Origin of the sequence: Micromonospora sp. NPDC049662 (assembly GCF_040675055.1) — a bacterium.
Classification (GTDB): Bacteria; Actinomycetota; Actinomycetes; order Mycobacteriales; family Micromonosporaceae; genus Micromonospora.
The window spans coordinates 23,195-42,503 of record NZ_JBFAOC010000052.1 but is presented as its reverse complement, the minus strand read 5'-3'; the positions used below and the strand labels follow the sequence as shown (position 1 = coordinate 42,503).

Below are 19,309 nucleotides of genomic sequence, written 5' to 3'. Positions count from 1 at the left end.
GACGTCGCGGCCCTGCGCCTCGACGACGAGGCCAGCCGGGACGTCGCCGTACGCCTGGCCCGCGAGTCCGTCGTGCTGCTGCACAACACAGGCCGCCGGCCGCCGGCCGCCGGTGGCTGGCAGCCGGTGGCCGGTGCCTGGTCGCCGGTGCGCTGGGCCGTCGACTCGGTCAGGGCGGACCACTAGGTCTGTCCGCTCCCTGTCGAGCTGCCCCAGAAATGGGGCGCGCGGTTGGCGTGCGGCGGGTGCCTGTGCCAGCCATTGTGCGTCAGCGGGTGCCGGGTCGGCCGTGATGTGGTTGGCGTTGGTGGGTGCTGTGTCGGCGGTTGATGTGGTTGGCCTAGGTGGGTGCCGGGCCAGGCCGTCGGCGTGGATCGCTGCGCCCCGCATCTGGGGCAGCTCGACAGGTGTCCAGTGGCAACCTGGGGCCCGAGCCGTCGACCACCTGTCAGGGGCCCCCGCCCTGCCGGCGCTACCGGCGGGCCGGCGTAGGCGGGCGGCCCGGCGTCTCGGGCGGGTCAGAGCGGAAGCTTCATGCCTTCGTGGCTGGCTCTGAAGCCGAGGCCCAGATAGAAGCGGTGCGCGTCGGTACGGGACTTGTCGGTGGTGAGCTGGACCAGGGCGCAGCCCCGCCGCCGGGCCTGGTCGATGACCCAGGCCATCATCTGCCGGCCGAGCCCTTGCCCGCGCCGGTCGGAGCGCACCCGGACCGACTCGATGAGGGAGCGCTCGGCACCGTGCCGGCCCAGCCCCGGGATGTAGGTGATCTGTAGGCATCCGACCAGGTCGCCGTCCTGCTCGGCGACGATCAGGAAGTTGCGCGGGTCGGCGCTGATGTCGGCGAACGCCCGTTCGTACGCCTCGTCGACCTGGGTGAAGTCACGAGCCTTGCCCAGGACGTCGTCGGCGAGCAGGGCGATGACGGCGGGCAGGTCCGCGCGGACAGCCTCCCGGAAGATCATGTCGCTCATACCGGTCAGCCTGGCACAACGTCACTTGGCCGGGCAGCGCAGGCCCTCGCGGGGAACGGTCAGGTCGAGCAGGTACGCGTCGACGGCCTGGGTGATGCAGGAGGTCTGCGGGTACGCGGTGTGCCCCTCGCCCTCCCACGTGAGCACCCGGCCCACGCCCAGCATCGAGGCGAGCCGGCCGGTCTGCTCGTACGGCGTCGCGGGGTCGCCGGTCGTGCCGACCACCACGATCGGTGGCGCGCCGTTGGCCCGCCCGGTCGGGTACGGGTCCCGGCCGCCCGGCCACTCGACGCAGCTCAGCATGCCGACGGCGAGCGCCGGACCGAACAGCGGGTACTTCGCGCGCCACTGCGACTGCAACTGGCGGATCTGCTCCCGGCTCGGCTTCTCGGTCTCGTCTGCGCAGTTGATGGCGAGGTTGGCGTCGAACAGGTTCGAGTAGTGCCCGTCGCTTTCCCGCCCGGCGTACGAGTCGGCGAGCCGGAACACGTCCTTCGGGTCGCCCTCGGCCAGCCGGTCGATGGCCCGTGCCAGCTCCTGCCAGCCGGACTCCGTGTAGAGGGACGAGATGACCGCGTAGAAGACCCAGCCCGCGGTGGCCTCCCGCCCGTCGTCGCCCCGGACGGGGGAGACCTTGGCCTTGTCGATGGCCGAGGTCACGGCGGCGCGGGCGTCGGGAGCGATCGGGCAGCGCGGGGCGTTGGCGGCGCACCATCGGGTGAAGTTGTCGAACGCCCGCTCGAACCCGCGGGCCTGGCTCTCCGAGCCGGCCACCAACCGCTGCTGCGGGTCGACGGCGCCGTCGAGCACCAACGCGCGTACCCGCTGCGGGTAGAGCTGGGCGTAGATGGCGCCGAGCAGCGTGCCGTAGGAGTAACCCAGGTAGGTCAGCTTGTCGTCACCGACGGCGGCGCGGACGGCGTCCATGTCCCGGGCGGCCTGCTCACTGCCGTACAGGGGCAACTGGTCGCCGTAACGGTCCCCGCAACCACGCCCGATCCGCTGGCTCAACCCGGCGAAGCCGTCGAACGACGCCTGGCTCTGCGGGTCGGGGTCGTAGCCGAAGCTCGTGTCCAGGTCGGCGTCGGAGATGCACTTGACCGGACTGGAGCGGGAAACGCCGCGCGGGTCGAAGCCGACGATGTCGAAGCGCTCGGTGACCGAGGTGGGCAGCCCACCGAACTGGGTGCCGAACGAGAGGTAGACGGCGGTGTCCACACCGGAGCCGCCCGGTCCGCCGGGGTTGACCACCAGTGAGCCGATGCGGTCGCGCTGCCGGGTGGACCGGGCCCGCAGCAGAGCGATCTCGAAGGTCTGCCCGGCGCCGGGTCCGGCGGTGGCCCCGCTGCCGGTGCCCCAGTCCCGGGGAACGGCGATCCGCGCGCACTCGTAGCGCATGTCCGGTGCGCCCCGCCCCACCAGATCCTCGGCCACCTCCGGGCACGGCCGCCAGGTGGCCGACGAGCCGGCCGGGGCCGCCTCACCCTGCACCTCGGTGCGCGGCGCGAACGCCGGTAGCGTGCAGCCGGCGGTGAGCAGGGCCGCCACGGCGAAGGCGACGAAACGGTGACGGACCCGGCGACCGGGTGCCATCCGAGGGTGGTCGGCGGTGCGGCTCACGTGATCCTCCGGAGTCGGGTCGACGGCCAGGCTACGCCGGACCGGTGGCGGCCCGATCCAGGGTGACCGCCGGATCGCCGCGCAGCACCTGGTCCACGTCGAAGCGGATCGGACGGTCGAGCTGGTCGTAGCGGCAGGAGCGGGGATCGCGGTCGGGTCGCCACCGGACGAACTGGGCGGTGTGCCGGAAGCGGTCGCCCTCCATCGCGTCGTAGCCCACCTCGACGACCAGTTCCGGGCGCAGCGGCTCCCACTCCAGGTTCTTGGTGCCGGTCCACCGGCTCACCCCGCCCGGGATGCGCTGACCGCGTTCGTGGTCGCCGTGCACCCACGGGTGCTCGCCGCCGGTGTCCCGGTAGGGGGCCAACTCGTCGAGCAACTCGGCCCGGCGGGCCATGCTGAACGACGCGCTCACCCCGACGTGGTGCAGGACGCCCTCGTCGTCGTAGAGGCCGAGCAGCAGCGAGCCGACCACCGGGCCGGACTTGTGCCAGCGGAAGCCGGCCACCACCGCGTCGGCGGTGCGGGCGTGCTTGACCTTGAACATCAACCGCTTGCCCGGCTCGTACGTCAGGTCGGCCGGCTTGACGATCAGGCCGTCCAGCCCCGCGCCCTCGAAGACGTCGAACCAGCGGCGGGCGGTCTCCGGGTCGGTGGTGACCTGGGTGACGTGCACCGGCGGGCGCACCTCGGCCAGGGCCTGGACCAGCCGCTCCCGGCGGCGCGGGTACGGCTGGTCGAGCAACGCCTCGTCACCGACGGCCAGCAGGTCGAAGGCGACGAAGTCGGCGGGCGTGGTCTCGGCCAGCAGCTTGACCCGCGATGCCGCCGGGTGGATGCGCTGGGCCAGCAGCTCGAAGTCCAGCCTCGGCTGACCGGACGGCCCGTCCCGCCGGATCACGATCAGCTCGCCGTCGACCGCGCACCGCTCGGGCAGCTGCCGGCGGGCCTGCTCGACCACCTCGGGGAAGTAGCGGGTCATCGACTTGCCGCCCCGGCTGGCCAGCTCGACCTCGTCGCCGTCGCGGAACACGATGCACCGGAACCCGTCCCACTTGGGCTCGTACGTCACACCGGGCGTGGTGGGTAGCTTGGCGACGCTCTTGGCCAGCATCGGCTCGACCGGAGGGTTGATCGGCAGGTCCACGGCGACCAGTCAATCAGACGGCACCGACAGCCGTGAGGCAGATCACCGCTGGTGCGGCGGTGGCGTGTCCGCCCGCGCGCCCCTCGTCCCCCGCGGGCGAATCAGATAACCGCAGGTCAGAGCTAGTTTCGCGGGATGGCCGAGTGGGTCTGTGACTGCTGCGGGCGGTGGCGGGTCAGCGTCGAGCTGGTCCGGGGCCGCTACCGCTACCGGCTGACCCGTCGATATCCACAGCGGTTCGGTGGCGGCCGGGACGTGCTCGGCGAGGTCGCCACGGTGTCCGAGCTGGAAGAGCTGCTGCGGCGTCGTACCCCGTTGAGCCTGGCCGACCTGCGCGAAGCCGCCTGATCCCGCGCGGCCGGCGGACCCACGGCCCGATCGATGATCGGACCGCCCGGTGGATGCCGCGGTGACGGTCCGCCGGGCAGCGTCGTCGGCAGGAGGTGGCGGAGCCGGACGGCGCCACCGGGGGAGGGGACGCGATGCGGTTCGCAGCGAACAGCGAGATCGGCGCCGACGCCGAGCGGGTCTGGGCGGTGCTGGTGGACGTGGAACGGTGGCCGGAGTGGACCGCCTCGGTGACCCGGGCCGAGCGGGGTGAGCCGGGGCCCCTCGCGGTCGGCGCGACCGCCCGCCTGACCCAGCCGAAACTGCGCCCGGCGGTGTGGCGGGTCGTCGAGCTGACCGAGGGGCGGGAATTCACCTGGGTCTCCGACGTCCCGGGTGTGCACACCCGTGGCGAGCACCGGTTGGTGCCGTTGCCCGACGGACGTACCCGGGTCGACGTGGCCATCGACCAGAGCGGACCGCTGGCCGGTCTGATCGGCCGGCTGTACGGCGGCCTGCTGCGCCGCTACGTCGGGCTGGAGGCCGACGGGCTCAGGCGTCGCTGTGAGCGGAGCTGACGGCCGGTTTCTCCAGCACGGCCAGCGGGGTGCCGTTCGGGTCCGGACGGTGCGCCACGACCCGGTAGCCGTACCGCTGGTAGAGCGCGAGGGTGCGGGCGCTGTCCGCGCCGGTGAAGAGGGTGAACCGGGCCGCGCGGCCGGCGCAGGCCTCCTCGATCGCGACCAGCAGTCGCGCCCCGAGACCCCGCCCCTGCTGGTCGGGGGCGACCGAGAGGCGTCCGACCTGTGCGGTGTCGCCGGCCAGGTGGGCGCGCACCGAGCCGACCAGCCGGTGCCCCGAGCGGGCGACGAGCACGATGTCCGGGCCGGCCAGCACGGCCGCGACCTCGTCCAGGGTCTCGGTCAACGGCGGCAGGAAGGGCTCGCCGTAGTGTTGCGCCTCGCTCAGGTACGCGGCGCGCTGGACGGTCAGGATCTCGCCGGCGTCCGCGACAACCGCCGCAACGATGCTCACCTCGACGCTCATCGGGGCAGCACAACACAGCCGGCGTTGCCGAACCCGGGCGGCCCGGCCGCTGCCCGGCAGCCGGGAAACGCTCAGAAGCGGGCGAACGAGCGGATCGGCGCGCGCGGGCCGTACTTCGGCGCCTGGATACCGGCGGCCTCCAGCAGCACACACACCCGACCCCGATGCCCCCGGAACGGCTCCAGCAGGGTCAGCATCCGCGCGTCGTCGCCCCTCGGTTCGCCGGCCAGGGCCCAGGACACGGTGTTCGGGATGTGGTAGTCGCCGACGCTCACCGCGTCGGGGTCGCCGTACGCGATCCGGACCACCTCGGCAGCGGTCCACGGCCCGATGCCCGCGATGGCGGTCAGCCGGCGGGTCGCCTCCGCCGCGTCGACGCAGCGCTCCAGACGGTCGGCCAGCGCGGCGGCCCGGCGCAGCGTGTCGGCCCGGCGCTGCTCCACGCCGAACGGGTGGAACACCCAGTACGGGGTGGCGGCCACCGCGGCGGCCTCGGGTGGCAGCAGCAGCGGCTGAAGCGGGCCGGGCGCCGGCTCGCGGAAGTGCCGCACGGTCGCCGCGTACGCCCGGTACGCCTCCTTGCCGGTGACCTTCTGCTCGAAGACCGCCCGCAGCAGTCGGGGGAAGACCTGCCCGGTGGTGGGCATGCGCAATCCCCGGTGCTCCCGGGCCAGCCGGGCGACGAGCGGGTGCGCCGCCGCCAACTCGGCGAAGCCGGTGAGGTCGTCGCGCAGCCCGGCGATCCCGTCGGCGTGTGCCACCACATGCTCGGCGCCCGGCCCGTACCCCTCGGCGAGCAGATCACCGCCCGTCGGTCGCAGCGCGAGGGTGGCCGGTCCCTGCGGGGTGCGGGTCGCCCACCAGAAGGTGCCGGCGGCGATCCGCGCGCACGGGTCGTACGGGCTGAAGGTCAGCGCGCGGACCGACGCGGCCAGCCGGTATCCGACCGGCGGGTGCAGCACCCGGGTCGCGGCGGGTTCGGTCTCGGTCACCCTGCCACTCTGCCAGGTCACGCGGCGGTGCCGGTCGCCGCCGTCCGCCGACGTGCCACCGGGTACGACGGTGGCCGGTCGCGCCCGCTGCGGCTGCGACCGGCCACCGTCGTACCCCGGCGGTGCCGGGATCAGTACGAGTAGCCCGAGCCTCCGGCGTCGCTCGACCCGCTGTCCGCCGGCGGCGCGACGGCCTTCGGCGTCGAGGTGGGCAGGCAGGTCAGGTTCTTCTTGCCGTTCTGGTCGACCACGAACCAGGTGCCGCCGACGGCCTGACCCTTCCACTGGCCGGGCTTCTTGTCGCCGATGTAGCGGTAGACCGGCCAGCCGCCGATCGTGAGCTGGCGGGTGCCGTCCTGGCGGGTGACGCTGCCGACCTTGTCGTCGGAGAGGCCGGTGAGCTGGGGGTTCCCGTCGGTCAGCGCGGGCGGCCACACCTGCGCGCACTTGTCGACGCAGTTCGACGCGGGCGGGTCGGCGGTGTCCTTGTCGAAGCGGTACAGGACCCAGCCGTCCTGGTCCGTCACGACGTTGCCCATCCGGGCGATCTTCTTGCCGATCAACTGCTCGGTCAGGTCGACGTCCGCGGCCGGCGGCGCGTCGGCGACCGGCGCCTCCGCGGATGCCGACCCCTCGGGCTCCGCCGACGCGCTGGGCTCGGCCGCGGCGACGGCGACCGGCTCGGCCGCGCTCGAGTTCGCCCCGTCGTAACCCGCGGGAGCGCAGGCCGTTAGTGCGACCATCGCGCTCGCGACGATGACGGTCCGCTTCATCTGTGCCACGTGCCCTCCTCATTCTTGGCAGTTCACCCATAGGTACGGCGAGCGGGCTGTCAAGGTTGAAGAAGTAACAGTGGTCAATTTCACGGGTTTTGATTGAACCGTAGCGAACGATGATGCGTACGGCCCCACGCGGAACTTTCGACGGAAACAAAAATCGACGCCGGCCATTGGACAATGGCCGGCGTCGACGATGGTACGCGACCCTACATGGGCACCGTGACCAGCGGGCTCGCCACACCGTTACGGTCCACCGACTGCACCTGGAGCTGTTTGATGTCGCGCGTCAACGCCGACGTCGACGCGCTCAGCTCAAGACCCTGCGGGCGGCTGTTGGTGCCGTAACCACCCTCGGGCACCGACCACGTCGAAATCACCTCCGTGGTGGCGTTGTCGCGCACCACCACCAGTCGGCAGGTCCGCGGGCCGGGCAGTTTCCGCAGGCTGAAGTTGATGCGGGTGCCGTACTCCCGCTCAAGGAGGAACATGGTCGTCTGGACGCCGGTCGTCGGGTCGGTGGCGTCGACCTGGTCGCCCTCCTCCTCGGTGCCGCCGACGCCCGGTCCGCTCGGCGGCGCGGTCGGCGCGCTCGTCGGCGGGTCGTTGACGCCGGCGCTCGCCGTCGGCTCCGCGAGAGTTCCCGGCGCGTCGTCCCCGGCCACGCTGACGAAGCCGTAACCCGTCAACCCGCCGAAGACCACCACCGCCGCGGCGGTCGCGAGCAGCTGACGAAACCTGGTGCGCCGCCGGTCGGCCCGGACCGCGACCAATGTCCGGTCCAGCAGCGCCGGATCCGTGGCGGTCTGCTCCAGGGCCATCATCGTCTCGCCGTCGATGCCGGAGAGCAGGCCCACCACCGGCACCATCGTCTCCAGCTCGGCCGCGCACGCCCAGCAAGCGGCGAGATGCTCCTCGAACCGCTCGGTGTCCTGCTCGTCAAGCACGCCGAGCGCGTACGCGGCGACGTCCATGTGGTCCGGCCGGCTCATTCTGTCACCCCCCGCTCCTGCAGAGCCGTGCGCAAGGCGCGCAGCGCGTAGTAGACCCGCGACTTGGCGGTGCCCAACGGAAGCCCCAGCTCCTCCGCCGCCTCCGGCACCGTCCGCCCCCGGAAGTACGTCGCGATCAGGATCTCCCGATGCGACTGACTCAGCGTACGCAGCGCGTCCGCCACCGTCATCGTGCGCAGCACCCGGTCCGTGCTGTCCGCCTCGGCGAACGCCGTCAGGTCCCGGTCGTACGTCTCCGGCGGCCGGGCCTCCTGGCTGCGGTGCTCGTCGATGGCGATCCGACGTGCCACGGTGACCAGCCACGGCCGCAGGGAACCCTGCCCCTGTGCGCCGAGGCGGTGCGCGTTGCGCCAGGCCCGCAGCAGCGTCTCCTGGACGATGTCCTCCGCGCGCTGCCGGTCCCCCCCGGTGAGCCGCATGACGAACATCAGCAACGGGCCGGCGTGCTCGGCGTAGAGCAGCCGGATCAACTGGTCGGAGTGGCTGGCCTCGGTTGTCGTCGCCTGGTGGCGCCCGGGCGCCGGTCGGGGCGTCACCGGACCATTTTGGCGAGACGTGGCTCGGGCGTCGACCCCCCGGGCAGACGAGGTCGACCGTGACGACGACCGCGCGGACAACCAGTCCGCGCCAACCGCGTCGCCATGCCAACCGGCCGCCACCGCATGCATGCAGACCTCCGGGATGTCCGTGACCAACGCCGCCCCCACAAGGCGGGCCGCCCGGTGGTACGCAGCCACGCCCCGAGCGGATCAACGAACAACGAAAAAAACTTCGGCGGCGTCACCGGTGACCGGTCAGCGGCGGACGGAGAACAGCCCCGGCGGTGGTGGATCCGAGCCGGTGGCGTCGGCGTCGCGCACCACCGCCGCCCCGCCGGCGAAGCGGTCCAACTCGTCATCGGCCACCACCCGGCCGGGAAACCAGTCGCCGGCCGCCCGCCGGGTCAAGCCGGGCACCGGGGGAGTGGTCCGCCCGGCGACCAGCACCAGATTGCCGTACCGGCGACCACGCAGCACCCCCGCGTCGCCGACCAGGCACGCCTGCGGCAGCACCGAACGCACCGTGGCGACCTGACTGCGGGCGTACCGCAGCGGCGGGCCGTCGGCCAGGTTCGCCAGCAACCAGCCCGCCGGACGGAGCACCCGCGCGACCTCGGCGGCGTACTCGACCGACGTGAGGTGCGCCGGGGTGCGGGCACCGGCGAAGACGTCGGCGACCACCACGTCGTAGCTGGCGTCCCGCGTCGAGGTCAGCACGGCCCGCGCGTCCTGCACGCGGACCCGCAGCCGCGCGTCCGCAGGCCAGGGCAGCATGCGCCGCACCAGCTCCACCAGGGCGCCGTCCACCTCGGACACCCGCTGGGTCGAGCCGGGCCGGGTCGCCGACACGTACCGGGGCAGGGTCAACGCGCCGCCGCCCAGGTGCAGCACCCGCAGCGGCTCGCCCGGGGGCGCGATCAGGTCCAGCGCTGCGGCCAGCCGCCGGACGTACTCGAACTCCAGGTGGGTGGGGTCGCTCAGGTCGACGTGCGACTGCGGCGCGCCGTCCAACAGCAGCGTCCACGAACCGGGCCGGTCCGCCGACGGCACCAGCTCGGCCAGACCGGTGTCCACCCGCTCGACCACCCGGTCACCCGCTCGTTTACGCCCCACCGCGACCCGCCCGCTCAGCGACCGACACGTGCCGCGGCGGTCAACGCGCGGTGCAGCAGCCGGGAGTCGCCGAGCAGCGCGCGTAGGCGGCGCTCCAGGCCGGCGATCGGGATGAGGTTCTGCGGCGCCCGTGGGTCCTTGTACGGTGTCGACGCGAACCGGGGCAGCGTGACCAGCGACAGGTCGGCCAGGTCGATCGCCGCCTCGACGGGCAACTCGGTGGAGCACTCCACCCGGACGATGCCGGCCCACGGCGCGCCCACGGCCACCGGCAGCCGCAGATACCACGACCAGCCGCCCCAGGGCGTGCGGAGCCGGAACACCGGCGACCGCTCGCCCGGCGCCAGGCCCGTCACCACCGCCGTCAGCCGGGCGTCCAGATACTGGCTGTGCTGGGTCTTGATGTAGCCGAGCGTGCGCGGCAGATGGTGCCGACTGCGCAGCGGACCGTCCACCACCAACAGATCGCCGTCGACCCGGGCGGCGTCGGACACCGCCACCTCCAACGCGGTCAACGGGCCCTGCACGGCCGCCGGCAGCTTCGCCAGCTCGCCGGTGCCGCCCACCCGGTGCACCGGATAGCGGATCGCGCCCGCCACCACGTCCCGGGCCGACGGGCTCGCCGTGAACAGACCCCGGCCCACCTGCGTGCCGGCCAACTGCGCCGCGCCCCGACCCAGGTCGCAGCGCACCACCCCGGCCGCGTACGACGCCGCCAGCCCCGGAAACGACCCGCCGTCCTCCTCCGCCGTCCAGATGCTCGCGTCGACCCGGCGGACCCCGTCGACCAGGAGCACCACGTCCGGCGCCCGCACGTCGGCGCGTACGCCGATCGCCCGCCAGTCGACGGCCGGCAACTCCACGTCGACCTCGACCTGGGTGCTGCTCGGGGTGGCCGGCCCGGAGGCGGACGCCTCGAACGACGCCCCGTACGACGGGTCCCACGAGTCGACGAAGAACGCCGCGTCGCCCACGCTCACCGACCCGACCTTTCGTTCGCGACTGCGGGGCTCCGCTGCGCTGCACTCCTCGCGCTCACCGGCCGGACCTTTCGTTCGCGACTGCGGGGCTCCGCTGCGCTGCACTCCTCGCGCTCACCGGCCGGTCCGTTCGACGCGCGCCGAGCGGGCGTCCTTGCGTACCTCGAAGCGGACCGGGATCCGCTCGGCCAGCGCCGCGACGTGGGTGACCACGCCGACCATCCGGTCACCCCGGGCGGCCAGGTTCTCCAGCGTGGCGGCCACCGTGTCCAGGGTGGCCGCGTCCAGCGTGCCGAAACCCTCGTCCAGGACGATCGACTCCAGACTCGCCGCCGTCGTCGACATGCCGGCCAACTGCTCGGAGAGCGCCAACGCCAACGCCAGCGACGCCTGGAACGTCTCGCCGCCGGAGAGCGTCCGTACGCCCCGGCGCAGCCCGGCGTCGTGGTGGTCGACCACGAAGAACTCGCCCTTGTCGTGCACCAGCTCGTACTGACCCGAGGACAGTTCCCGCAGGATCCCGGACGCGCCGTCGACCAGCAGGTCCAGCGCCTCCGCCAGCAGCCACCGCTCGAAGTTGTTGGCCCGCAGGTGGCCCGCGAGGGCCCGCGCGACCTGCGCCTCGCGCTCGTGCCCGGCCCGCTGCTCGCGCAACGTGCCGGCCTGTTCGCGGCGCTCGTGCAGTCGACGCCGGTCGGCCTCGGCCCGCTCCACTGCGATCGTCGCGGCGTGTACCGGATCATCGCCGACCGGCACGTCGGCGGCGGCGAAGATGTCGGCGATCCGCCGCTGCACCTCGTCGGCCGCCGCCTCGGCCTCGGCGACGACGGTAACCCGGCCGGCCCGGTCAGCACGACGACGCTCCGCCTCGGCCGTCGCCCAGTCGGTCAACGCCGCCCAGGAGGCCGCCACGTCGTCCCGGTCGGCGGCCGGCGGCCCGAACCGGGCCAGCCCGTCGCGGGCGGTGTCGAAGCCCCGCCAGGTCGCCCGCAGCCGCTCCTGCGCCGCGTCCACCCCGGCGCGGGCCTGGCGCGCGCTTTCCCGGCCCGCCCGGACGGCGGTCGCCGCCTCGTCCAGAACCCGTCGCAGCCGGGCGTGCTCGGCCAGCTCCCGGCGCAGCACCGCGGGCTCGGCCGCGCCCGCGAGCTGCCCGTCCAGTTCGGCCAGCCGGGCGTCCACCTGCTCCTGCCGGGCGCGGGCCTGCACCAGCAGCCGTTCCAGGTCACGCGCCGCGGCGTCCCGCTGCTGCACCGCCGCCTGCGCCGCCTTGGTGGCGGCCCGCGCCGCCTTGCCGGCCGCCGTCGCGGCGGCCACCGCCGAATCCGCCGGGACGGCCGGCACCCGCGTCACCGGCTGCTCGCACACCGGGCAGGGCCTGCCCGGATGCAGGTGCGCCCGCAGGCCGACCGCCAGGTCGGTGGCCTTCGCCTCCTCGTGCGCCCGGAAGGCCGCCTCCAACTCGGCGTCGGCCCGCTCGGCCTCGGCGCGGGCGGCGGCCACCGCCGCCACCGCCGTCGTGTGCTCCTCGTCCGCCGTACGCACCGCCGCGCGGACCGTGTCGGCCTCGCCGGTCAGCCGATCCCGATCGTCGTACGCCCGCAGTTGCAGCCGCAGCGCGCTCTCGTCACCGGCGCCGGCCAACTCACCGCGCAGCTTCTCCTCCCGCTCCTCGGCCAGCGACACCGCCGCGACAGCCGCGTCGGCCTCGGCGCGCGCCGCGGCCACCGCGTGCGCCACCTCGGCCACCCCGCGCGGGGCGCGGACGGCGGACAGCACGCTCAGCTCGTCGTCGAGCGCGGTCAGGGCCACCGCCGCCTCCCGCGCGCGGTCCCGGGCCGCCGCCAACTCCGGCATGGCCCCGGTCACCGCGCCGGCCAGCTCAACCATCTCCTCGACGAGGGCGTCGGCCTCGGCCACCGCCTCGTCGTCCACCCCGGTCAGGCCGGCGAGCACCTGGTCGACCGCGTCCAGCTTGGCCTCCGCCTGCGCCGCGCGGGCCGTGGCCCTCTTCTGCACGTCCTCGTAGACGCCGAGGCCCAGCAGGTTGACCAGGATCTGCTGCCGGGTGGCCGGCTTGGCGTGCAGAAAGTCGGCGAACTGCCCCTGCGGCAGCACCACGCAGCTGGTGAACTGCTCGTACGGCAGCCCGACCGCCTCCAGCACCGCCTGCTCCATCTCGGCGGGCGTACCGGCGACCACCTCACCCAGGTCGTCCGGGCTCAACCCGGTGTCGAGCTTGGTCACGTCGAAGCCGGCCGGCATCACCTGCAACCCGGCGTTCGCGGTCTTCACGTTGCCCCGGCCGTCCCGGCGCACCACCCGGGTCGCCACGTACCGGGCGCCACCGGACTCGAAGACCAGCCGCACCCGGGCCTCGGTCGCCGACGGCGCGAGGGCGTTCGCCAACCCCCGCGCGCCACCCCAACGGGGGACCGTGCCGTAGAGGGCGAAGCAGATGGCGTCCAGCACTGTCGACTTGCCCGAACCGGTCGGCCCGATCAACGCGAAGAAGTCGGCGTCGGTGAAGTCGACCGTCGTGGAGTCCCGGAAGACCGTGAACCCGGCCATGTCGAGCCGCATCGGTCGCATCAGTGATCGACCTCCTCGAAGAGCTCGTCGAAGAGTTCCCGAACGCCCTCGTCGTCGTGGCCCCGGCTGTCCAGGTAGTCGCCGAACAGCTCCCGGGGGGAACGCCCCGACCGCTGCGCGATCCGGGTGCCGCTGCCCGGCGTCGCCAGCAACTCCGGGTCGATCCGGATCTCCAACGCGCGGGGGAGCAGCTCCTGGACCTCCTCGCGCAGGCCCGCGCGGGGGTGCTCCCGCACGAACACCCGCAGCCAGGCGTCCGGCGCCTCGATCTCGGCGAGCTGGGCCAGCGTGCCGCGGACCGTCCGCAGCGCGCTCGCCGCGGTCACCGGCACCTCCCGCACCCGGGCCGCCGTGCTGGCGGTCACCTCGACGACCGTCACCGACGGCACGTTCTCCTGCTCGCCGAAGTCGACGGCGAGCGGGCTGCCGCTGTACCGGACCGGGCAGGGGCCCTCGACGCGCTGCGCCCGGTGCAGGTGGCCCAGCGCCACGTAGTGCGCCGTCGCCGGGAAGACGGTGGCCGGCACCGCGTAGCCGAGCACCGTGTGGGCGTCCCGCTCGCCGCCGCCGGCCGCCGCGCCGATCACCGTCAGGTGGGCGGTGACCAGGTGCACCCGGTCCGGCTCCGAGAAACCCTCGGTGAGCCGGCCCAGCACCCGACCCAGGTGGTCGGCGTACGTCTGGTTGGCCTCGGCGGCGGTCAGCTCGTACATCTCCAGCGCGCGGATCGCGTACCGCTGGGACAGGAACGGCAGCGCGGCGAGCTGCCACCGCTCACCGCCGGCCGTGGTGCCGTCGATGACGTGCTCGGCCGGATTCTCGCGTACCCCGCCGCGCAGCGTGATGCCCGCGGCCTCGGCCCACGGGCGCAGCGCGTCCAGCGCGGGCCCGTTGTCGTGGTTGCCGCCGATCGCGACCACGTCCGCGCCGGTACGACGCAGCGCGGTCAACGCCCGGGTGACCAGCCGGGTCGCCTCCGAGGTCGGCGCGGCCGTGTCGTAGAGGTCACCGGCGACGATCACCAGATCCGGCTGTTCGGCGCGGGCGATGTCGATCACCCCGGCCAGTACGGCCTTGTGCTCCTCGGCCCGGGACTGCCCCTTGAGCACCTTGCCCACGTGCCAGTCGGAGGTGTGCAGGATCTTCATAGGTGTGCCGGCCCCCTAGAACGGGATGTCGTCGTCGCTGCCGCCGCCGGAGCCCACCACGGCGAACGGGTCGGCGGACTGGGTGATCGAGCGCAGCGTCTCCGAGGGGGCCCGACCCGCCTCGGAGACCCGGGTGGCCCACGCCGGGAACGGGAACTCCAGGCAGAGCGGCACCGGGATGTCCGGCTGGTTGACGAACATGGTGCCCGGCTTGGCGAGCAGCGCCCGCTGTCGCTGGGCCGGCGGCAGGAAGCCGTACTCGGGGCGGGACGCCTCGGCCGGGTCGAGCCGGCCGACCACCCGGATCGCCGAGTTGGTGACGATGCGCCGCTCCACCTCGCTCGCCGTCTGCTGGGCGCCGATCAGGATGACCCCGAGCGAGCGGCCGCGCTCGGCGATGTCGAGCAGCACCTCCTTGATGGGGGAGGAGCCCTCCCGGGGGGCGTACTTGTTGAGCTCGTCGAGGACGACGAAGAGCAGCGGCTTGGCCGTGCCGGCCTTCTCCTTGCGCTCGAACTCGCTCTTGAGCGTCACACCCACCACGAACCGCTGCGCCCGGTCGGGGAGGTTGTGCAGGTCGACGACGGTCACCTGCGCCGACTCGCTGGTGTTGATCGAGTGCGGGCGACGGACGGCCAGGTCGCCGCGGATCAGCCGGGCCAGGTCCTTCTTGCTGCCGATCAGCCGGCGGGCGAACGCGTTGACGGTGCCCAGTCCGACCGCGCTACCCGCCCAGTCGGAGCGGGTCTCGTCGTTGTTGAGCGCCTCGACGATGTGGTCGACCAGATCGCCGTAGGACCCGAGCCGCACCCCGTCGATGCTCACGCCCCCGTCGGCGGGCTGGGCGTACCGGGCCAGGTGGGCCGCGACCGAGTGGACCACCATCGTGTACTGCTGGCGCTCGTCGTCGGCGTCGGCGAAGACGTACGGCAGCAGGCGGTCGGAGCAGAACTCGCTCAACGTCCAGTAGAAGGCGTCGACGCCGGTCAGCCGGCTGCTCACGTCCGGCGTGCCGGCCGCGTCACCGACCCGGGGCGGGGCGTACACCCGCACGTCGGGGAAGGCACCGGCGCTGAGGCCCAGCTTCGCGTACGCCGCCCGGGTCGGCTCGTCGAGGCGCGTGTTGGGGTGGTCGAGGAACAGCAGGTCCTCGCCCTTGACGTTGAAGATGAGCGCCTTGCCGTTGACCGCGTCGCCGCCCAGGACGCCGGAGCGGAACACCGAGTAGAGCAGGAAGGTGGCGAAGCTCGTCTTGGTGGCGACCCCGGAGATGCCGGAGATCGAGACGTGCGCGCCCCGGCTGCCGTCGAGGAAGTCGGCGTTCAGGTAGACCGGCACGCCGTCGCGGCCCATCCCCATCGGGATGCGCCGCTCCATCCGGTCGAAGTGCAGCGCGCGGGCCCGCGCGTCGCCCTCGGCCCGGTGCACCACGGCCCCCGGGGTCGGCGGCACGTACAGCTCCGGGTCGACCCGCGTGGTGGTGACCTCGGCCGCCTCCTGGACCTGGGCGGGCAGGGTGCCGTCGGCGATGGCGAAGACGTCCGAGTCGAACTGGGCGCCCTCGTGCCGGGCCCGGACCTGCGTGACCACACCGGCGATCGTCACCGGCTCGCGGTTGGGCAGCTCACGACGGGTGACCACCACGTCGTCGAGCTGGAGGTAGCTGCCGGGGGCCACCGCCGTCCAGAACTGCAACGGCGTGGCGTCGGCGGTGCCCAGCACCCGGCCGACCAGCTCGCCCGGGCTGTCGAGGTCGGCGTCGGTCATCGGACGACTCGGGTCGGGCGGGCAGCGCGGTCGGGAAGCATGAGGTGCATCCTGCCCGAGGAGTACGACAGGTCGCCACGCGACGCGGCGGACGACACCATGGTCGGTCACACCCGCGACGCTGGGTGGGTGACCGGGCGACGGCCCGTCACGCGTCGGTGAGTGGCGGGCCGCCTCCAGGGCGCGGCCGTCAGTCGCGGGCGTGCCGGAGCATCAGGACGCCGTCGTCGGCGGCGAGCACGTGCCGCAGCGGCAGGTGCATCGGCCCGGTGGCGTCGCCGGCGGTGATCCGCCCCGGCCCCGGCCCGGCGAGCAGCGGCGCGACCGTGAGGCACAGCTCGTCCACCAGGTCGGCCGCGGTGAGCGCGCCGAGCAGGTGCGGGCCGCCCTCGCAGAGCAGCTGCGTCAGTCCGCGTCCGTGCAGCTCGGCCAGGGCGGCGGCGAGGTCGACCCGGCCGGCACCGCAGCGCAGCACTTCGGCGACGTCGGTGAGGCCGGGGGGTGGCTCGGCGTCGGAGTGGGTGAGCACGATCGGCCGGACCGGCGCGTCGGCGAACGCGGCCTGCGCCGGGTCGAGGTCGAGGGCGCCGGAGACGACCACCAACGTCGGGTACGCGGCCAGCCCGTTCGCCCTGCGCCAGGCGCGGCGGCCCTCGTCCAGGCGGACGGCCCGGTACCCCTCGTGCCGCAGGGTGCCGGCGGCCACCACGAGGGCGTCGCAGACCATCCGCAGCAGGCCGAACACCCGCTTGTCCGGCTCGCCCGACAGCCCGGCGGAGAAGCCGTCGACGGTGACCGCGCCGTCCAGGCTGGAGACGAAGTTGACCCGCAGTCGGGGCCGGTCGGCGCGGCCGTAGAGGGCGGTCAACGCCGCGTCGTCGAGGGGCTCGACGGACGGCTCGGGCCACAGCCGCCGGATCGGAATTCCGACCGTCATTCGCCGGCCGGACCGGTGACCGGAGGGGTCGGTTCAGCGGTACGGTGCTGGCAGTCGCACCAGTTCCGGCCCGGGCAGTCGTCGTGCCGCCGGGCCCGGCACGCTCGGCAGATCATGGTCGCAGCCTAAGCCGCGGGAGGACAGGACAGCATGCCGCGTCAGATCTTCCAGCTGAAGATGTCCCTCGCCGGCGTGCGCCCGATCATCTGGCGTCGGGTGCTCGTCCCGGCCGGCTACACGCTGGACCGACTGCACCGGGTCGCGCAGCACGCGATGGGCTGGCGGGACTGCCACCTGCACTCGTTCGAGATCGACACGGTGACCTACGGCGAACCCGTCCCGGACGAGGGCCTGGGGCTGCACGACGAGCTGGACGTCCGGCTGGACGCGGTGCTCGGCAAGGGCAGCAGGTTCTCCTACACGTACGACTTCGGCGACTGGTGGGAGCACGACCTGGTCGTCGAGGACGCACTCACCGCCGACCAGGACGAGCGGTACCCGGTCTGCCTGGACGGGGAGGGCGCCTGCCCGCCGGAGGGAATCGGTGGTCCGCTGGGCTACCAGACGCTGCTGGCGGCCCTGGCCGATCCGGCTCATCCGGAGCGGGCTCTGCTGACCGGCTGGGTCACCGGCGGCTTCGACCCGGCGTTCTTCGATCCCGCCGTCGCGACCACGCTGCTGCGTCGCTTCTGCTAACGGGCCGGTCAGGCTGGCGTCGATGCCTCGTGCGCCGGCCTGAAACAGGGCGGTAACGATCTGGGAACGCTCCCAATGGTCTATTGACACCCTGGTAGCGCCCCGGCAATCTCATGGGAGCGCTCCCGGGGGAGTGGCGGAAGTCTCCTTCACAGCTCTCCCCAGGCGTCCACGGCCACCGGCTGAGCGGCGCGGGGCGCTACAGCACCCCCCACCACGTACGACACACCAAGCCTCACCACTTGAGAGGGGTCAGGATGAGCGTCACCTCACGTCGCCGCTTTGCGGCGATCGCGCTCGCGTCCGTCGCCGTGCTTGCCGCGGCGACCGCCTGCGGCGACGGCGACTCGTCGTCCGATTCGGACGGCGGCAAGGTCACTCTGGTCGTCGACGTCTTCGGCGACCAGGGCTTCGGCTACGAAGATCTCTACAAGCAGTACCAGACGGAGCACCCGAACGTCACGATCCAGGAGCGCGGCAAGGGCCTCGGCCTCGGTGACTACAACACCCGGCTGACGCAGCAGATCACCGCCGGCGCCGGTGCCGGTGACGTCGTCGCCCTCGAAGAGGGCACGATCGTGCAGTTCTTCGCGCAGGCCGACAAGTTCGTGAACCTGGCCGACCACGGCGCCAACGACCTCAAGGGCAACTTCCTGCCGTGGAAGTGGGAGGGTGGCCTCACGCCGGACGGCAAGGTGCTCGGTCTCGGCACCGACGTCGGCGGCATGGCCGTCTGCTACCGCAGCGACCTCTTCAAGGCCGCCGGTCTGCCGACCGACCGCGAGCAGGTCGGCGCCCTCTGGCCGACGTGGGACGCGTTCATCGAGCAGGGCCAGAAGTTCACCGCCGCCGACAAGAAGCACAAGTTCGTCGACTCGGCCACCAACTTCTACAACATCGTGCTGATGCAGACGGCGGGCGCCGGCAACGGCTACACCTACTTCGACAAGAGCAACAAGCTCGTCGTCGGCGAGAACCCGGACGTGCAGACCGCGTTCCAGCAGACCACCAAGATGATCAGCGCGGGTCTGTCGAACAACCTGCGGAGCTTCTCGAACGAGTGGAACGCCGGCTTCAAGAACGGCAGCTTCGCCACCATCGGCTGCCCGGCCTGGATGACGGGTGTCATCAAGGGCCAGGCCGGTGACGCGGCGGCCGGCAAGTGGGACGTCGCCAAGGCGCCGGGCAACGGCGGCAACTGGGGCGGTTCCTGGCTGGCCGTGCCGAAGTCCAGCAAGCACCAGAAGGAAGCCGCTGAGCTGGCCAAGTTCCTGACCAGCGCCAAGAGCCAGACCGAGGCGTTCAAGAAGGTCGGCAACCTGCCGTCGTCGCCGCAGGCCCTCGAGGACCCGGCCGTGCTCGCCGCCACCAACGAGTACTTCAGCGGCGCGCCGATCGGCAAGATCTTCGCCGCTGGCGCCAAGGAGCTGAAGCCGGTCTACCTCGGCCCGAAGAACCAGGCGGTCCGGGACGCGGTCGAGAACGCGCTGCGCAGCATCGAGCAGGGTAAGGCCGCCGACGCCGCTTGGCAGGACGCGGTGAAGAACGGCCAGGCAGCAGGCAAGTAACGGCTGCGACGCGCTCACGGGTGGTGCCGCTCCGGCACCACCCGTGAACCCGCGTCAACACGCCCTGCCGCGGCGCCCC

Annotated in this window: 19 protein-coding genes; 5 read left to right on the top strand and 14 right to left on the bottom strand. The window is 73.1% G+C overall.

Annotated elements, in window-relative coordinates; all coding sequences use genetic code 11:
• Nucleotides 1–186: hypothetical protein (locus AB0J36_RS27625; RefSeq protein WP_363661305.1), on the top strand; the 186-nt coding region annotated here is incomplete at its 5' end.
• Nucleotides 187–518: 332 nt separating this feature from the next.
• Here the strand turns inward: AB0J36_RS27625 and AB0J36_RS27620 are convergent.
• The 3 genes from AB0J36_RS27620 to AB0J36_RS27610 are packed head-to-tail and all read right to left on the bottom strand — an operon-like array spanning nt 519 to nt 3,738.
• Nucleotides 519–971 carry a GNAT family N-acetyltransferase gene (locus AB0J36_RS27620; RefSeq protein WP_357122847.1) on the bottom strand — a complete coding sequence of 151 codons (453 nt, stop codon included), beginning with the start codon at nt 969–971 and terminating at the stop codon, nt 519–521.
• A gap of 21 nt (nt 972–992) precedes the next feature.
• Nucleotides 993–2,564, bottom strand: coding sequence for an alpha/beta hydrolase (locus tag AB0J36_RS27615; protein ID WP_363661306.1), 1,572 nt, complete (start codon nt 2,562–2,564; stop codon nt 993–995).
• A gap of 58 nt (nt 2,565–2,622) precedes the next feature.
• Nucleotides 2,623–3,738 carry an ATP-dependent DNA ligase gene (locus AB0J36_RS27610; protein WP_357171282.1) on the bottom strand — a complete coding sequence of 372 codons (1,116 nt, stop codon included), beginning with the start codon at nt 3,736–3,738 and terminating at the stop codon, nt 2,623–2,625.
• 135 nt (nt 3,739–3,873) lie between these two features.
• Here AB0J36_RS27610 and AB0J36_RS27605 point away from each other — a divergent pair, with 135 nt between their 5' ends.
• The gene (locus tag AB0J36_RS27605) at nt 3,874–4,086 is read left to right on the top strand and encodes a hypothetical protein (protein ID WP_357122853.1); all 213 of its coding nucleotides are present in this window, start codon (nt 3,874–3,876) and stop codon (nt 4,084–4,086) included.
• Nucleotides 4,087–4,220: 134 nt separating this feature from the next.
• Nucleotides 4,221–4,643: an SRPBCC family protein gene (locus tag AB0J36_RS27600; RefSeq protein WP_357171284.1), complete on the top strand. Its 423-nt coding sequence runs from the start codon at nt 4,221–4,223 to the stop codon at nt 4,641–4,643.
• On the opposite strand, the gene AB0J36_RS27595 is transcribed toward AB0J36_RS27600, so the two are convergent.
• The 11 genes from AB0J36_RS27595 to AB0J36_RS27545 all read right to left on the bottom strand — a co-directional run bounded on the left by AB0J36_RS27595 (nt 4,618) and on the right by AB0J36_RS27545 (nt 16,966).
• Complete coding sequence (locus AB0J36_RS27595) at nt 4,618–5,112, bottom strand: GNAT family N-acetyltransferase (RefSeq protein WP_357122859.1); 495 nt, start codon at nt 5,110–5,112, stop codon at nt 4,618–4,620. The two genes, AB0J36_RS27600 and AB0J36_RS27595, sit on opposite strands and share 26 nt — an antisense overlap.
• 71 nt (nt 5,113–5,183) lie before the next feature.
• Nucleotides 5,184–6,104, bottom strand: coding sequence for a DNA-3-methyladenine glycosylase 2 family protein (locus AB0J36_RS27590; RefSeq protein WP_357122862.1), 921 nt, complete (start codon nt 6,102–6,104; stop codon nt 5,184–5,186).
• Between the two features lie 131 nt (nt 6,105–6,235).
• The gene (locus AB0J36_RS27585; protein WP_363661304.1) at nt 6,236–6,886 is read right to left on the bottom strand and encodes a hypothetical protein; all 651 of its coding nucleotides are present in this window, start codon (nt 6,884–6,886) and stop codon (nt 6,236–6,238) included.
• A 203-nt stretch (nt 6,887–7,089) separates the two neighbouring features.
• Entirely contained in the window at nt 7,090–7,872 is a 783-nt protein-coding gene (locus tag AB0J36_RS27580; protein WP_363661303.1) for a zf-HC2 domain-containing protein, read from the bottom strand.
• A complete protein-coding gene (locus tag AB0J36_RS27575; RefSeq protein ID WP_355051883.1) occupies nt 7,869–8,561 on the bottom strand; it encodes a sigma-70 family RNA polymerase sigma factor in 693 nt (230 codons plus the stop codon). The genes AB0J36_RS27580 and AB0J36_RS27575 overlap by 4 nt, the downstream gene beginning before the upstream one ends.
• Before the next feature lie 126 nt (nt 8,562–8,687).
• Complete coding sequence (locus AB0J36_RS27570; RefSeq protein WP_363661302.1) at nt 8,688–9,545, bottom strand: fused MFS/spermidine synthase; 858 nt, start codon at nt 9,543–9,545, stop codon at nt 8,688–8,690.
• A 14-nt stretch (nt 9,546–9,559) separates the two neighbouring features.
• The gene (locus AB0J36_RS27565; RefSeq protein ID WP_357122872.1) at nt 9,560–10,525 is read right to left on the bottom strand and encodes a hypothetical protein; all 966 of its coding nucleotides are present in this window, start codon (nt 10,523–10,525) and stop codon (nt 9,560–9,562) included.
• A 114-nt stretch (nt 10,526–10,639) separates the two neighbouring features.
• Nucleotides 10,640–13,114, bottom strand: a complete 2,475-nt coding sequence (locus tag AB0J36_RS27560) for an SMC family ATPase (RefSeq protein WP_357393352.1) — start codon at nt 13,112–13,114, stop codon at nt 10,640–10,642.
• A complete protein-coding gene (locus AB0J36_RS27555; RefSeq protein WP_363661301.1) occupies nt 13,114–14,262 on the bottom strand; it encodes an exonuclease SbcCD subunit D in 1,149 nt (382 codons plus the stop codon). The genes AB0J36_RS27560 and AB0J36_RS27555 overlap by 1 nt, the downstream gene beginning before the upstream one ends.
• Nucleotides 14,263–14,277: 15 nt before the next feature.
• The gene (locus tag AB0J36_RS27550) at nt 14,278–16,029 is read right to left on the bottom strand and encodes an ATP-binding protein (protein ID WP_357122882.1); all 1,752 of its coding nucleotides are present in this window, start codon (nt 16,027–16,029) and stop codon (nt 14,278–14,280) included.
• A 190-nt stretch (nt 16,030–16,219) separates the two neighbouring features.
• The gene (locus AB0J36_RS27545) at nt 16,220–16,966 is read right to left on the bottom strand and encodes a pyrimidine reductase family protein (protein WP_363661300.1); all 747 of its coding nucleotides are present in this window, start codon (nt 16,964–16,966) and stop codon (nt 16,220–16,222) included.
• 150 nt (nt 16,967–17,116) lie between these two features.
• On the opposite strand from AB0J36_RS27545, the gene AB0J36_RS27540 reads away from it, so the two are divergent.
• Both AB0J36_RS27540 and AB0J36_RS27535 read left to right on the top strand, forming a co-directional pair.
• Nucleotides 17,117–17,662 carry a plasmid pRiA4b ORF-3 family protein gene (locus tag AB0J36_RS27540; RefSeq protein ID WP_363661299.1) on the top strand — a complete coding sequence of 182 codons (546 nt, stop codon included), beginning with the start codon at nt 17,117–17,119 and terminating at the stop codon, nt 17,660–17,662.
• Nucleotides 17,663–17,919: 257 nt separating this feature from the next.
• Nucleotides 17,920–19,230, top strand: coding sequence for an extracellular solute-binding protein (locus AB0J36_RS27535; RefSeq protein ID WP_357122891.1), 1,311 nt, complete (start codon nt 17,920–17,922; stop codon nt 19,228–19,230).
• The last annotated feature ends 79 nt before the right edge of the window (nt 19,231–19,309 follow it).